The following is a 14855-nucleotide window of genomic DNA, read 5'->3' on the forward strand; positions in this document are numbered from 1 at the left end:
CGCCACCGCCCGCCGCGGACCGGGCCCGGTTCCGGGCCCGGGGGCCCGGACCGGGGCGTCACGGGGCGTGGTGGCGCGCCGTTTCGCGCGGGAGCGCGCGTCAGCGCGACTCGTATTCGGCCTGCGCCTCGTTCAGCCGCTTCGCGAGGTCGTCGGCGAACTCCTTCGCCGTCATCTTCCCGAGCAGCACCTTCTGGAAGTTCGGCTCCGTGTCCGCCTTGCTGATGTTGTTCCAGTCGGGCAGGTAGTACGGGAGCTGCACGACCTTCGTCTTCGGGTCGTCCAGGGACTCCAGCGCGGCCTTCGTCGGCGGGGCCTTCTGGATCCAGGCGTCGTCGCCCGCGTCCGAGCGCGCGGGGATCGCGCCCGCGGACTCGTTCCACTTGCTGTTCATCTCGCGCGAGGTGGCGAACTCGATGAACTTCCAGGCGGCGGCCTTGTTGTCGCTCTTCTTGAAGATGCCCATGCCGTCCACCGGGTTGGACACGATCGTGCGCGGCTGCCCCTCCTCGCTGGGCGGCAGCGGGGCACCGTCGATGCTGTCCTCGCCGTACGCCTTCACGTGGTCCTGGTAGGAGCCCAGGTTGTGCTGGAGCATGCCGATCTCGCCGCTGTCGAACTGCGAGACCATCTTCACGAAGTCGTTGTTGAGGTCGGCCGAGGGCGTCGCCTTCTTGTAGAGGCCGACGTACTTCTCCAGCGCCTTGACGTTCTCCGGATCGTTGACGGTGGTCTTCTCGCCGCGCCAGAAGGAGTCGACGCCGGACTGCGCGTACATCATGTCCAGGGCCTGCGCGACGGAGCCCTCGCCGCCCCGGATGGTGAAGCCGAACTTGTTGGAGTCCTTGTCGGTCAGCTCGTCGGCGGCCTTGTAGAAGGCGTCCCAGCTCGTGACCGGCGAGTCGAGTCCGGCCTTCTCGAAGAGGTCGGTGCGCCACCACAGGGTGCCCTGGTTGGCGGAGGTGGGGACCGTGTAGAGCTTCTTGCCGTCGCCAGCGGCGGCGGAGACGCTGTCGCGCATACCGGTGACGAGCTTCCCTCCCAGCGGGCTGTCGTCGACGCGCTCGGTGAGCGGTTCGAGCGCGTTCTGCGCGACCATGTTCGCCAGGTACGCGGTACCGACCATGCCGACGTCGGGGAGGCTGTCGCCGCCGCCCTGGATGGCGGTGTCGTACTTCGACTGGACGTCGTTGATGGGGATGCCCACGTACTCGACGTCGATGTCGGGGTTCTTCTTCTCGAACGCCGCGATGATCTCCTTCCAGACCTCGGTGCGCTCGCCCCCGTTGTTGTCCCAGAAGACGATCTTGCCTTTGCCGTCTCCCTCGCTGCCGGACACGCTCCCGTCGTCGCCGCACGCGGTGACGGTCAGGGCCAGCGCCCCCGCCATGGCCAGTGCCGCACCGGCACGCCTTCTGCCGCGGCTCTCAGCTCTGTTCATCGGTCGGACTCCTGTCGGTGGTGTGGGTCGTTGCGGGATGTGCGGGGTGCACCGGGTCCGGGCCCGTCACCCGGAAAGCGGTGAAGGCGGCGGTCACGGGCGTGGCTGTCGACGTGGCCGCTGACGTGGGCGTGGACGACGGCACGGACGCCGGGGTGGCCGGAGCGGTGGCGAAGAGGCCGAGCAGTGCGCCGACCCAGCGCCACGGCGTCGCGGCGAAGACCTGGCCCGAGGGCCGCATGCCGGCGCCGTCGAAGGTGTCGGCGGAGAAGCGGCAGCGGGCGCCCTCCCGTACCTCGATCCGCAGCAACGCCCGGCCCAGCGGCGCGGGGCGCGGCGGTGCCGCGTCCCGCTCGTACTCGGCGACGGACTCGGCGAACCGGTGCACGAGCCGCACCCCGGGCTCCGCTTCCCCGTGACCGCGCTCCAGGCCGATCCAGCTGAAGTCGTCGCCGAGCACGGCAAGACCGGCCTTCGCGCCCTCCGCCGCGCCGCCGTCCCCGGAACCGTCCCCCGTGAGGGACAGCTCCACCTCCGCCGTGAAGCGCTCGGCGGGCAGCCGCTGCGTCAGCACGCTGGGCAGGGTGCGCAGGTCGTGGGCCCTGTCCGTACGGACGCAGGCGAGCCGCAGCCCGTCGCCGTCGTGCGGGACGGTCCAGCCGGGCCCGGGGTTGGCGAGCCACGACCACTGGCGCCCGAACCGGCCGCCGGGGAAGTCGTCGTCGGTGACCGGCGCCTCCGGTGGCCGCGCGGGCGCGCCGTACGGCTTGCGGTGCGCGGCGACGGGGACGCCGCCGTCGCCGATGACCGGCCAGCCGTCCTCGCCCCAGCGCATCGGCTGAAGGTGGACGACGCGCCCGTAGGCACCACGCTGCTGGAAGTGGAGGAAGTAGTGCTCGCCCTCGGGGGTGTCCACCCAGGCGCCCTGGTGCGGCCCGTTGACGGCAGTGTCGCCCTGTTGCAGGACGACGCGTTCCTCGTAGGGGCCCTCGAACTCCCGCGAGCGGAACGCGCCCTGCCAGCCGGTCTCCACACTGCCGGCGGGCGCGAAGATCCAGAACCAGCCGCCCTGGCGGTACAGCTTGGGCCCCTCCAGCGTGAACCAGCCCGGCAGGAGGTCGCCGTCCACGACGATGCGGCCCTCGTCCAGGAGCCGGGTGCCGTCGGGTGCCATGCGGTGCCCGGTGAGGCGGTTCTTGACGCCTGAGCGTGACTTGGCCCAGGCGTGTACGAGGTAGGCGTGCCCGTCCTCGTCCCACAGGGGGCAGGGGTCGATGAGGCCCTTGCCCTCCTTGAGCAGCAGCGGCTCGCTCCACGGGCCGCGCGGGTCCGCCGCGTTGACCTGGAAGACGCCGTGGTCGGGGTCGCCCCAGAAGATCCAGAAGCGGCCCGCGTGGTGGCGCAGCGAGGGCGCCCATACGCCTCGGTCGTGGCGCGGCACGGTGAAAGCGTCGGCGGGCACGAGCCGTTCGAGCGCGTGGCCCGCGAGCCGCCAGTTGACGAGATCGCGGGAGTGCAGGACCGGCAGCCCGGGGACGCGGCTGAAGCTGGAGGCGGTCAGGTAGTAGTCGTCGCCGACGCGGATGGCGTCGGGGTCGGACCAGTCGGCGTGCAGCACGGGGTTGCGGTAGGTGCCGTCGCCCCGGTCGGCCCGCCATGCGGGGGTGCCGTTCATCGGGCGGCCCCCTTGCCGGTGCGCCGCGCTGCCCCGGTGGACGCGGCGGGCGCGTCGGACGGCCTGCCGGACGGCGCGTCGGACGGCGCGTCCGTGAGCTGGGCCGCCGTGCGCGCCGCCTCCGCGCGGCTGAGCCGCCCGTCGGCGACGGCCGTGACGACGCGCCGGGTGACGGTCTCCCCCGGCGGCAGGGCCAGCGGCCGGTCCCAGGCGAGCGAGGAGCCGACGCCGGGGTAGTCGGCGGCGCGCACGAACCAGGGGTCGGCGCGCGTCTCCTCGGTGGCGCCCGCGAAGACGAGGGTCCAGTCGGCGCCGCTGAGTGCGAGCCAGTCGGCGGTGCGGCCGTGCGCCGCCGCCTCGCCCTCGGCGTCGGGGGTGAAGACGGAGGGCGCCCTGTCGCCCAGGGGCGCGCGCCAGAAGAAGCCGCCGTACCCGGCGCCCGCGCGGCCGTTGGTTGCTGGGCTGCCGAGGGACAGCTCCTCGCCGGTCGCGTTGGTGAGCGCGGTGGTGAAGTCGAGCGCCCAGCGGTCGTCGGACAGCCGCTGCACGGCGACGGTGCGCCGCTCGGTGAGCAGCAGCCGTCCCCCGGCGACCCAGTCCAGCTCCTCCAGGAAGCCGTCCGGGTAGCAGAGCATCCAGCCCTGGTGGCGCTGGGTCCCGTGGTTGTCCAGTTCGGTGGGTCCCCGGCCGCGCACATAGGTGCGTCCGCCCCAGAAGTCGAACCCCGCCACGTCCGCGACCGCGAGTCCCGCGCCGAGGTGGTGCCGGTGGTCCTCGGGGCGCAGTTCGGTGACGGTGACGCCGCCGAGGGTGCGGACGGGGTGGAGGTAGGGGCGGGGCGCGTGCCCCGCGGGCAGCCGGGGCCGGTACACGTACCCGGCGACGGGCCGCCCGTCGCAGCGCAGCACGGTCGTGGTCCGGTTCACCTCGCGGGCCGCGCCTGTGCGCGAGATGCGGGGGGTACGGAGCAGGCCCGGTGCGGTCGGGCTTGCGGGGGCAGTGGTGGCGGTAGTGGTGGCAGTGGTGGCAGTGGATGCGCGGGGCGTGCGGTGTGACGCGTTCATGGCGCGGTCACCTCCAGCGGGGGTACGGCCCAGGGGGCGCGTAGTTCGGAGTAGAGCGAGAGCCCGGCGGCGCTGTCGGCGGTGAGGCCGTCGATGCCGGTGACGACGCGCCGTCCCGGCGCGGGCTCCCAGGCGGAGCCGGGCAGGGGGAGCGGCTCCGGTGCGGTGCGGACGGCCTCCACGAGCCGCATGAAGGCGCCCGCGCGTTCCAGCGGGGCGAGCAGGGGCCTGGGCGTGCGGCCCGCGGCACGGTCGCGTACGTGCGCCGCGAGGTCTTCGAGCAGGTCGGTGCGGGGGTGTTCGGTGGTCTCCGGCTCGTGCCCGTCCCGCTCCAGCAGCACCCGGTCCTGCTTGTACCAGAGCGTGATGCGGCCCTTCTCGCCGTGCACGACGACGTACGGCTCGTGGTTCTCCTCAGCGCACAGGGTGACGGCGGCGGTGATCTCGCCGCCCGCCGTGGTGCGCAGGCGGACGCATGAGGTGTCGTCCGCCTCGATGGGGTTGGCGCGGTACAGCTCCAGTTCGATGCCCGCGACGTCCTCGGCGTGGTCGGCGCCCGCGAGGCGCAGCGCCGTGGCGACGGCGTGCGCGAGGGGATTGGTGAGCACCCCGTCCATGACCTCCTCGCCGTCGAGGACGCGGTGCCCGGCCCAGGGCGCCCGCCGCCAGTACGCGTCGTCGCGCACCCAGGCGCCCGCCGCGCCGATGCCGCGCACCGCGCCGATGGCGCCCTCGTCGAGCAGGGTGCGGATGGCGGGCACGGCGTGCGAGCCGAAGGACTGGAAGCCGACCTGGCAGGAGGTGCCGGAGTCGCGCACCGCCTCGGCGATGCGCAGATAGCCGGACCAGGAGGAGGCCGGTGGCTTCTCCAGGAGCTGGTGCACCCCGCGCCGCGCGGCGGCGAGCGCGAGGGCCGTGTGCGTCTGGATGGGGGTGCACAGGACGGCGAGGTCCGCACCCGTACGGTCGAGGAGCGCGCCGAAGTCGGCGGACTGCTCCAGGCGCGTGCCGCCCGCTTCCGTGCCGTCGGGGTCCGCCGGGGCGTCGAAGCCGTACTCCGCCAGCTCCTCCTCCGGCAGCGGCCGTACGTCGCAGATGCCCGCGAGGCGGATCACGCCCTCGTCGGCGAGGCGCCGCAGATTGCGCAGGTGCCAGCGGCCGTGCCCCCGTGCCCCGGCCAGCACGACGCTGAGGGGTTCCGTCGGCCGTGTCGCGGCTCTTGTCGTCCGCTCGGTCGTCCGCTCGGTCATCAGCCCTTCACCGCCCCCGCGCTGAACCCTGTGACCAGCCACTTCTGGATGAAGCCGAAGATGATGACGACGGGCACCGCCGCGATCACCCCGCCCGCCGCGAGCGCGCCGAGGTCCACGCTGTCGGCGCCGAGCAGGGTGTTGAGGCCCACCGGGATCGTCTGCTTCTCCTGCGAGCTGAGGAACATCAGCGCGAAGAGGAAGTGGTTCCAGCTGTGCACGAAGGCGAACGAGCCGACGGCGATGATCCCGGGCCGCAGCAGCGGCAGCACCACGGCGCAGAACGCGCGGAAGCGACCGCAGCCGTCCACCCACGCCGCCTCTTCGAGGGAGGGCGGCACGTTCTTGACGAACCCGCTCAGCAGGATCATGGACAGCGGAAGCTGGAAGACGGCCTCCGCGATGATGACGCTTCCCAGGGAGTTGATCATCTGGAGGTTCTTGAAGATCTCGAAGAGCGGCACCAGCATCAGCGCGCCCGGAATGAACTGCGAGCACAGCAGCGCCAGCATGAACGGCGTCTTGAGCCGGAAGCGGAAGCGGGCGAGGGCATAGCCACCGGCGAGCGAGACGACGAGCGTCATCAGCATCGAGGCGAGGCCGACGAGCACGCTGTTCTGGAAGAAGATCCCGAAGCTGCGCTCGTTCCACACCTTCTCGAAGTGCTCGGTGGTGACCGGCCACGGCACCAGCGAGGTCGAGCCCGCCGGGCGCAGCGCGAACAGCAGCATCCAGTAGAACGGGACGAGCGTGAACAGCAGATACAGCCCGAGGGGCAGCAGGAGCTGCCAGCGCGGGATGTCGTCGGTCACGGGCCGCCGCCGTCGCGTGCGTGCGCGGCCGTTCCCGGCGGCGAGGGGGCGCAGTTCGGCGGGGGCGCCGCCGTTCCGCTCGGTCAGCGTGGTGGTCACTTGTCGTCGCCCCCGAACTTGCTGAGCCGCAGGTAGAGGATCGAGCAGAAGAGCAGGATCACGAAGGCGACGGTCGTCAGCGCGGACGCGTAGCCGAAGTCGTGGCCCTGGATGCCGGTGTTGGCGACGTAGAGGGGCAGCGTGGTGGTCTGCCCCGCGGGGCCGCCGCCGGTGAGGGTGTAGAGGAGGTCGACGTTGTTGAACTCCCACACCGCGCGCAGCAGCGTCGAGAGGACGATCGCGTCGCGCAGATGCGGCAGCGTGATGTGCACGAAACGGCGCAGGCGTCCGGCGCCGTCCACCGAGGCGGCCTCGTAGAGGTCCTTCGAGACAGACTGGAGGTCGGCGAGGATGAGGATCGCGAAGAAGGGCACCCCGCGCCACAGGTCGGCGACCACGGCGGCCCAGAAGACGGTTCCGGTGTCCGAGAGCACGGAGGTGCCGTACTCCCCGATGCCCGCGTCGGCGAGGTAACGGCTCAGCCCCGTGGAGGGGTTGTAGAGCAGGATCCAGATGGTCGTGGTCAGTACGCCGGAGACCGCCCAGGGCGAGAACACCAGGGCGCGCGCGAAGCCCCGGCCCGCGAAGGTCTGGTTGACGATCAGCGCGAGCATCAGGCCCAGCAGCAACTGGAGCCCGACCTCGGTGAAGACCCACTTGGCGCTGAAGACGAGCGTGTCGTAGAAGAGCGGGTCGGCGGTGAAGATCTCCCGGAAGTTGTCGAGCCCGGCGAAGCCGTTCTTCCAGGGCTTGGCCACGTTGTAGTGCTGGAGGCTGTAGTAGAGGACGCTGAGCATCGGGTACGCGATGAAGCCCAGCATCAGCAGCCCCGCCGGGGCGATCAGCCAGTACGGCAGGGCGCGCGTTCCGGTCACGCGCGAGCGGCGGGCCGCGCGCGGAGGGCGCGGCGCCGCGCCGGGCGGCGCTTTGGTCGGCACGGCGTGGGCCATTTGCCGGTGCTCCGTTCTGTCGGTGCGACGGTGCGTAGGTTCTGTCGGTGCGTCAGTTCTGTCGGTGCGGGGTCGTGCGGTGCGGCGGTGCGGCGGTGCTGGGTGGCGCGACGTGCGGGGCCGTACGAGGCGGTGCTGGGCCGTGCTGGGTGGTGCGGGGGCTCGGTGATCGGGGTGTCGAATCACCGTCGAACCTCGTTCGGTATCCCGGCCGTTCCGTGTCGCGGTCGCGCGGTGGTACGGGCGGCTCAGCCCGCGTAGGGCTCCGGCACCTCGCCCTTCCTGGCGAGGAAGCCGAAGTCGCAGCCGGTGTCGGCCTGCGTGATGTGCTCCTGGTAGAGGGCGCCGTAGCCGCGCCCGTAGCGCTCGGGCCGCGGCGTCCACGCGGCGCGGCGGCGGGCCAGCTCGGCGTCGTCCACGTCGAGGCTCAGTCGGCGGGCGGCGACGTCAAGCGTGATCAGGTCACCGGTGCGGACGAGCGCGAGCGGCCCGCCGACGTGCGACTCGGGTGCGATGTGCAGCACGCACGCGCCGTAACTGGTGCCGCTCATCCGGGAGTCCGAGAGCCGCACCATGTCCCGCACCCCCTCTTTGAGGAGGTGGTCAGGAATCGGCAGCATCCCGTACTCCGGCATGCCGGGACCGCCCAGCGGCCCCGAGCCGCGCAGCACCAGCACGCTGTCCGCCGTGATGCCGAGCGACGGGTCGTTGATGGTGGCCTGGAGGGTGCGGTAGTCGTCGAAGACCACGGCGGGACCCGTGTGCCGCAGCAGCCGGGGCTCGGCGGCGATGTGCTTGATCACGGCGCCGTCCGGCGCGAGGTTGCCCCGCAGCACCGCGATCCCGCCCTCGGGCGCGAGCGGGTCGTCCAGCCCGCGTATCACGTCGTCGTCGTGGACCAGCGCCCCGTCGAGCTGTTCGCGGAGCGTGTCGTGGGCGACGGTCGGGCGGTCGAGGTGGAGGTACTTCTCGCCGAGCCGCCCGAGCAGCCCCGGCAGGCCGCCCGCGTAGTGGAAGTCCTCCATCAGGTGGGCGCCGCCGGGCCGGAGGTTGGCCAGCACGGGGACGCGCCGGGCGACGGCGTCGAAGTCGTCCAGGGTGAGGGTGACCCCGGAGCGGCCCGCCATGGCGATGAGGTGGATGACGGCGTTGGTGGAGCCGCCCAGCGCGCAGACCGTGGCGATGGCGTCCTCGTACGCCTCGCGGGTCAGGAAGCGGGAGAGCCGCGCGTCCTCGCGGACGAGGCCGACGGCGCGCATCCCGGAGGCCGCAGCCATCCGCGCGTGCCCGGAGTCGACGGCGGGCAGCGAGGCGGCGCCCGGCACGGTCACCCCGAGCGCCTCGGCGACGGAGGTCATCGTGGAGGCGGTGCCCATCGTCATGCAGGTGCCCGGCGAGCGCGCGAGGCCGCACTCCAGCTCGGACAGCTCACGCTCGCCGATGAGCCCGGCGCGCTTGTCGTCCCAGTACCGCCACATGTCGGTGCCGGAGCCGAGGGTCTCGCCACGCCAGTGGCCGCGCAGCATGGGCCCCGCCGGGACGAAGACGGCGGGCAGGTCGACGGAGGCGGCGCCCATGAGCAGCGCGGGCGTGGTCTTGTCGCAGCCGCCCATCAGCACGGCGCCGTCCACCGGGTAGGAGCGCAGCAGCTCCTCGGTCTCCATGGCGAGGAGGTTCCGGTAGAGCATGGGGGTGGGCTTCTGGAAGGTCTCGGAGAGGGTGGCGACCGGGAATTCGAGGGGGAAGCCGCCCGCCTGCCACACCCCGCGCTTCACGGCCTCGGCACGCTCGCGCAGATGCTGGTGGCAGGGGTTGATGTCGGACCAGGTGTTGAGGACCGCGATGACGGGCTTGCCGAGGTGTTCCTCGGGCAGATAGCCGAGCTGCCGGGTCCTGGCCCGGTGGCTGAAGGAGCGCAGCCCGTCGGTGCGGTACCACTGGTCGCTGCGCAGAGGGGGGTCAGGGGGGTTTTCCGGCCCGGTCATGACGGGGTCTCCGTTCCGTCGAGGCCGACGGGTCCGGCGAGGCCCCACGCCTCCACGATGCGTGCCACCTCGGCCCGCTCCGCGGGGGGCAGCTCAGCGCTGGGGGCGCGGACGTCGCGGCGGCACAGGCCGAGCTGGGCCAGCGCCTCCTTGACGACGGTGACGTTGTACGCCGACTGCCGCGCCGCCCGCAGGGCTTCAAAGGAACGGATGCGCTCCCACACCTTCATGGCCCCCGCGAAGTCCCCGGCGCGCAGCGCGTCCAGCATCTCGGCCGAGACGCCGGGCGCGACGTTGACCAGGCCCGATGTGAAGCCGGTCGCGCCGCAGGCGAAGTAGGCGGGCGCGTACAGCTCGGCCAGGCCCGCCACCCAGACGAAGCGGTCGAGCCCGGCGTCGCGCGCGACGGCGGCGAAGCGGGCGGCGTCCGGCACCGCGTACTTCACCCCGATCACGTTCGGGCACGCCTCGCCCAGTTCGGCGAGCGCGGCGCCGTCGAGCAGCGGGTTGCGCACGTACGGGACGACGCCGAGCCCCGGCACGGCCTCGGCGATGGCGCGGTGGTAGGCGATCCAGCCGTCGCGCGCGACGTAGGGGTGCACGGGCTGGTGGACCATGACGAGGCCCGCGCCCGCGTCGCGTGCGTGCTCGGCCGCCGCGACGGCGGCGGTCACGTCGTGCCCGACGCCGACGATGACCTCGGCCTCGCCGCCCGCCTCGGCGACCGTCAGCTCGGCCTCGGCGCGCCGCTCCTCCGGGGTGAGGGAGTAGAACTCGCTGGTGTTGCCGTTGGGGGTGACGGCCCGGACGCCGCTGTCCAGGAGGCGGCGTAAGAGCGCGCGGTACGCGCCCGCGTCGAGCGCGCCGTCGGCCCCGAAGGGCGTCACCGGGATCGCCACGATCCCGGCGAGCGCGTCGCGCGCCGCGGTGAGGTCGCTCATGAACGTCTCTCCGTTCGGGTGGGGGCGGCGGGGGCCGCCGTCGCCGGGGCCGTGTCCACGGGGGCCGCGGGGGCCGCGTCCGGAAGGGCCGCGTCCGCCTCCGCCTCGGGGAAGGCGCGCCGCACGAAGCCCTCGATGTGCGCGTACAGCAGCCGCGCCGCGCCGTCCGCGTCGCCGTCCAGCGCGCGGGCGAGGATCTCGCGGTGCTCGGCCGCCTCCCGCTCCCAGGACGGGACAGCCCGCCAGGCGACGGTGGAGACCAGCGCCGCCTGGTCGCGCAGCTCGTCGAGCATCCGCGTCAGCAGCGGGTTGCCGCAGGGCAGATAGAGGGCGCGGTGGAAGTCACGGTTGGCGAGGGAGCGTTCGGCGCGGTCGGCGGCCTGGTCGGCCCGCTCCAGGGCCGCCCTGGCACCGCCGAGCGCCGAGCGCGACGCGATGACGCCGCGGCGGAGCGCCTCGGGCTCCAGCAGGAGCCGTACGTCGTAGACGGCACGGGCCATGCCCGCGTCCACGGTGCGCACGGTCACGCCGCGGTACTCGTTCATCACGACGAGCCCACGGCCCGCGAGGGTCTTCAGCGCCTCGCGGACCGGGGTCTTGGACACCCCGAACCGTGCCGCCAGTTCCGTCTCCACGAGCGGCTGCCCCGAGGACAGCTGCCCGGTGAGGATGGCGTGCTTCACGGCCTCCAGCACGAACTGCGTGCGGGACGGGATGGGCTGCGGTGGCTGGACTGTCTCCATGCGGCTCTCAAGGGTCTCTCTGGGTGACTCTCGCGGATCTCGCATATGGCTTCTCACGCATCTCGCATACGGCGTCTCATATATGACGCACGGTGCACGGCGTATCGCGTACGAGGTATCGCGTATGGCGTACGAGGTGCGGTGCGCAGAAAAGTAGGACGGCCCCAAGCGTTCGTCAACGCATCTGACAAAACTCGCGAAAAGTGCCAGGTCAACGGCACAGCAAGCCCTTACTAAAAGCCTGTCTCCGGAGCCCTTGCGCGGCCGTCCGGGAGCCCTTCGAGCGGGCTCCCGGACGGCTGCGTCGCGCTCAGCCCACAGCGGCGAGTGCCGCGCCCGCCGCGCTCAGGTCCGACGCCGAGGCCAGCCCCGCGTGGTAGAGCCTGACCTCGTTCGCGCCGTGCTCACGGGCGTGCCGGATGTCGTCGGCGAGGGTGCCGGGCGAGCCGCCCATACCCTTCACGAAGGTGAAGTTGGCCGCGAGCGTCGAGCCTTCACGGCGGTGCGGCGCGAACGGGTCCAGCACGGCGGCGCGTTCGGCGGCGGCACCCTCGCCCTGGCCGCCCGCGCAGGGCAGCACGAGCCCGTCGGCGTGCTCCAGCACGTCCGAGGGATCGACGCCCGCGTTGGCGCCGACCCTGTGCGGCGCGGGATCGGCGTGCAGCAGCACCCGGAAGTCCTCGCCCGCACGGTCCCGTACGGCGGCGACGGCCTCGCGCTGGAAGCGCGCGGCGACCGTGCCGCGCCAGGCCGCGAAGACGGCCGCGGGCTCGGCGCCGAGCGCCGCCTCGGCCCCGGCCCGCTCGGCCTCGCGGCCCGCGGCACCCGAGGCGGCGGGGTCCTGGCGCCCGGCCCACAGCGGCTCCAGCGCGCCCGTGACGGCGGCCCGCAGCGAATCGGGGTCTGCGCCCAGCGCCGCGTATCCGGCGCGGCACTCGTCGCAGAAGCACAGCGACATCAGATACTGGCCGACCCCGCCGAGCGCGACCCCCGCGGTCTTGTCGTGCGCGTGCAGATGCGCGAAGCCGTACCAGCCGCAGGACTCCAGCTCGGTGCCCCGTGTGCGGCCACCGGGTGGGACGGCCGCCTCGGCGGCGAGCGTGACGGCGTACTCGCGCACCTCTGCCCGCGCAGCGCAGGGCGCCCATGGGTAGCGGTCGCCGTAGGCGTTGCGGACGGTGACCTCGGGGAACTCGGCGCCCAGACGGGAGTTGTGCGCGAGCACGACCCACGAGTGGACGTCGAGCCCGGCCTCGGCCAGGGCCTCGGCGGCCTCTCCGTAGGCCCCGCCCTCGTGGTCGCTCACCGCCCAGTCCTGCGCGTACGGGCGCAGCCGCCGTCCCTCCCAGCGTGCGGGGTCCGGCGGGTAGAGGACCGCCGAGTGCCGGGCCGTGACGATGCGGTGGCGCGGGTGGCGCGGGGTGAGGGCGCGGGTGGAGTGGTAGGCGGAGGCAAGGGTGACCTGCTGGACGCCGAGGGCGGCGAGGCGGCCCGGCGCTTCCGGGTCGCCCACCACGTCCCAGGGGTAGACGAAGGCGGAGGCCCGCATCACGCGCCCTCCCTCTCCCGGGCCGGCTGGGCCGACTGGGCCGGCCGCGCCTGCCCTGTCTCCCCGACGAGCGCCAGGCCGCGTTCGATCAGCTCGGCCAGTTCCTTCACATGCGCGGGCGTCGGCTCGGCCAGCGGCGCGCGTACCTCTCCGACGTCGAGCCCGCGCAGTCGCACGCCCGCCTTGACCAGCGAGACGGCGTAGCCGCGCCCCTGGTCGCGCAGTTCGACGAGGGGGCGGAAGAAGCCGTCGAGGAGCGCGTCGACGGTCGCGTCGTCGCCGTTCGTCAGCGCGCGGTGGAAGGCGAGGGCGACCTCGGGCAGGAAGCAGAAGACGGCGGAGGAGTAGAGCGTGATGCCGAGGGCGCGGTAGGCGGGTTCGGTCAGCTCGGCCGTCGGCAGCCCGTTGAAGTAGAGGAAGTCCCGGCCAGGCAGCTCCGTGCGGACCGCGCTGACGATGCGCTGCATCAGGGCGAGGTCGCCGTAGCCGTCCTTGAGCCCGATGACGCGGGGCACCTTGGCCAGTTCGACGACCGTCTCGGGAGTGAAGACCGCGTTGTCGCGCTGGTAGACGATGACGTCGAGCCCGGTCGCCCCTGCGAGCGCGGTGTAGTGGCGCAGCAGCCCGTCCTGGCCCGGCACGACGAGGTACGGAGGCATCGCGAGCAGCCCGTCGGCGCCCGCCTCCTCGGCCAGGCGCGCGAACTCCACGGCCAGCGCCGTGCCGTAACCGGCGCCCGCGACGACCGGCACCTCACCCCTCGTCTCCTCGACGGCGGCGGCGACGCAGTCGCGGAACTCGCCCGGCGCGAGGGCGTGGAACTCGCCCGTGCCGCAGCAGACGAAGACGGCACCCGCGCCCGCCTCGACGCCGCGCCGCACGTGGGTGCGGAAGGCGTCGAGGTCGAGCGCGCCGTCGGGTCCGTAGGCGGTGACGGGGAAGAAGAGCAGCCCGTCCAGGCGCTCCGCGAGCGGCGCGCGCCCGCGCGGGCCCGCGCCCCCGGAAGAACCCGGAGAGGACGAGGAGGGTGACGGGGACGAGGAGGGTGATGAGGAAGGTGAGGTCATGCAGCACTCCCTGATGAGGGTCGGCGCGGAACCGGGCCGCTGTGCCGCGCTGTTCACCGCGCCGCGTCCGCCGCACCTGCTGCCGCCCGACCGGACGTGCACGTTTCTGATTTGCGTCTATATTTCTGAACGCCGCCACGCTAGGACAGCCACTCAGGGGCGGTCAAGCACGAAACCGCCTTCAGACGGCCGGAATTGACCCCCTCGCACACGCCCCGCCACCTCCCCCTCCAGAGCCCTCCCCCGGAGCCCCGCGCGGCCCGCGCGCGGGCCTTGACTCGGCCCCGGCTGCTCCCTAGCGTGTCCAAGTCCTCATATATGAATCGCGTCCATGTTTGGAGACTCGCCGATGCCTGTTCCCCGCACCGTCCTGCTGACCGGCGCCGCGGGTGGCCTCGGCACCCTGATGCGGGATCTGCTGCCTCCGTACGGGTACGAACTGCGGCTCCTGGACATGCGCCCCGTCGAGGGGGCGCCCGAAGCGCTCACCGTCGACCTCGGCGACGCCGCCGCGCTCAGGGAAGCGGTGCGCGGCGTGGACGCGATCATCCACCTCGCGGGCATCTCGCTGGAAGCCCCGTTCGAGAAGATCCTGCGGGCCAACATCGAGGGCGCTTACCACCTCTACGAGGCGGCCCGCCAGGAGGGGGTCAAGCGCGTCGTGTTCGCCTCCTCGAACCACGCGGTGGGCTTCACCCCGTACCCCAAGGAGGGCGAACCGCTCGTCCCCGTGGACACCCCGCGCCGCCCCGACACCTTCTACGGGCTCTCCAAGTGCTTCGGCGAGGACCTGGCGCAGCTCTACTGGGACCAGCACGGCATCGAGACCGTGTCCGTGCGCATCGGCTCCTGCTTCCCCGAGCCGACGACCGTGCGCATGCTCTCGGTCTGGATGAGCCCCGCCGACGGCGCCCGCCTCTTCCACGCCGCGCTCACCGCGCCGGACGTCGGCCACACCGTCGTCTACGGCTCGTCCGCCAACACCCGCCTGTGGTGGGACCTCTCCTCGGCCCGCGCGCTGGGCTACGAGCCCCAGGACGACTCCGAGCCGTACGCCGCGGAACTCCTCGCGGAACAGGGCGAACTGGACCCCTCGCAGCCCGGACACGCCTACCTGGGCGGCACGTTCGTCACGGACCCGCCCATCTGGCCGCACTGACGCGCGAGGCGGCGTGCATCATGGAGCGGCAACCGATCACCCACGGGGAGGGCCCTCCACCATGTACGCCGCGCACTCCGCGCACGCCGCCGCCTACCTCGCCGAATCCGGATCCGGGGC

At 73.0% G+C, this 14855-nt stretch carries 12 protein-coding genes; 1 reads left to right on the forward strand and 11 read right to left on the reverse strand.

The genetic code is table 11. The features are described 5' to 3' along the window. Window positions 1-100 precede the first annotated feature (100 nt). The 11 genes from ACWGJ2_RS07980 to ACWGJ2_RS08030 all read right to left on the reverse strand — a co-directional run bounded on the left by ACWGJ2_RS07980 (window position 101) and on the right by ACWGJ2_RS08030 (window position 13576). A complete protein-coding gene (locus ACWGJ2_RS07980) occupies window positions 101-1441 on the reverse strand; it encodes an ABC transporter substrate-binding protein (protein WP_453345134.1) in 1341 nt (446 codons plus the stop codon). Further along, a complete protein-coding gene (locus ACWGJ2_RS07985; RefSeq protein WP_453345135.1) occupies window positions 1428-3116 on the reverse strand; it encodes a family 43 glycosylhydrolase in 1689 nt (562 codons plus the stop codon). Before ACWGJ2_RS07985 ends, ACWGJ2_RS07980 begins: the two co-directional genes overlap by 14 nt. Beyond that, complete coding sequence (locus tag ACWGJ2_RS07990; protein ID WP_453345136.1) at window positions 3113-4180, reverse strand: DUF6807 domain-containing protein; 1068 nt, start codon at window positions 4178-4180, stop codon at window positions 3113-3115. Before ACWGJ2_RS07990 ends, ACWGJ2_RS07985 begins: the two co-directional genes overlap by 4 nt. Further along, window positions 4177-5430 (reverse strand): Gfo/Idh/MocA family protein, encoded by a 1254-nt coding sequence (locus ACWGJ2_RS07995; RefSeq protein WP_453345137.1) that lies wholly within the window; start codon window positions 5428-5430, stop codon window positions 4177-4179. The genes ACWGJ2_RS07990 and ACWGJ2_RS07995 overlap by 4 nt, the downstream gene beginning before the upstream one ends. Further along, window positions 5430-6296, reverse strand: coding sequence for a carbohydrate ABC transporter permease (locus ACWGJ2_RS08000; RefSeq protein WP_453345311.1), 867 nt, complete (start codon window positions 6294-6296; stop codon window positions 5430-5432). Before ACWGJ2_RS08000 ends, ACWGJ2_RS07995 begins: the two co-directional genes overlap by 1 nt. Before the next feature lie 41 nt (window positions 6297-6337). Continuing rightward, entirely contained in the window at window positions 6338-7291 is a 954-nt protein-coding gene (locus ACWGJ2_RS08005; protein ID WP_453345138.1) for a carbohydrate ABC transporter permease, read from the reverse strand. 248 nt (window positions 7292-7539) lie between these two features. Further along, entirely contained in the window at window positions 7540-9276 is a 1737-nt protein-coding gene (araD, locus tag ACWGJ2_RS08010) for an L-arabinonate dehydratase (RefSeq protein ID WP_453345139.1), read from the reverse strand. After that, the gene (locus ACWGJ2_RS08015; protein ID WP_453345140.1) at window positions 9273-10217 is read right to left on the reverse strand and encodes a dihydrodipicolinate synthase family protein; all 945 of its coding nucleotides are present in this window, start codon (window positions 10215-10217) and stop codon (window positions 9273-9275) included. Before ACWGJ2_RS08015 ends, araD begins: the two co-directional genes overlap by 4 nt. Beyond that, window positions 10214-10960, reverse strand: coding sequence for a GntR family transcriptional regulator (locus ACWGJ2_RS08020; RefSeq protein ID WP_453345141.1), 747 nt, complete (start codon window positions 10958-10960; stop codon window positions 10214-10216). Before ACWGJ2_RS08020 ends, ACWGJ2_RS08015 begins: the two co-directional genes overlap by 4 nt. A gap of 310 nt (window positions 10961-11270) precedes the next feature. Continuing rightward, window positions 11271-12509 carry a hypothetical protein gene (locus ACWGJ2_RS08025; protein WP_453345142.1) on the reverse strand — a complete coding sequence of 413 codons (1239 nt, stop codon included), beginning with the start codon at window positions 12507-12509 and terminating at the stop codon, window positions 11271-11273. Further along, window positions 12509-13576, reverse strand: a complete 1068-nt coding sequence (locus ACWGJ2_RS08030) for a 5-dehydro-4-deoxyglucarate dehydratase (RefSeq protein ID WP_453345143.1) — start codon at window positions 13574-13576, stop codon at window positions 12509-12511. The genes ACWGJ2_RS08025 and ACWGJ2_RS08030 overlap by 1 nt, the downstream gene beginning before the upstream one ends. 349 nt (window positions 13577-13925) lie before the next feature. Between ACWGJ2_RS08030 and ACWGJ2_RS08035 the strand changes: the two genes are divergently transcribed. Then, the gene (locus ACWGJ2_RS08035; protein ID WP_453345144.1) at window positions 13926-14735 is read left to right on the forward strand and encodes an NAD-dependent epimerase/dehydratase family protein; all 810 of its coding nucleotides are present in this window, start codon (window positions 13926-13928) and stop codon (window positions 14733-14735) included. Window positions 14736-14855: the final 120 nt, after the last annotated feature.

The sequence above is a fragment of the Streptomyces sp. NPDC054796 genome, from assembly GCF_053611545.1.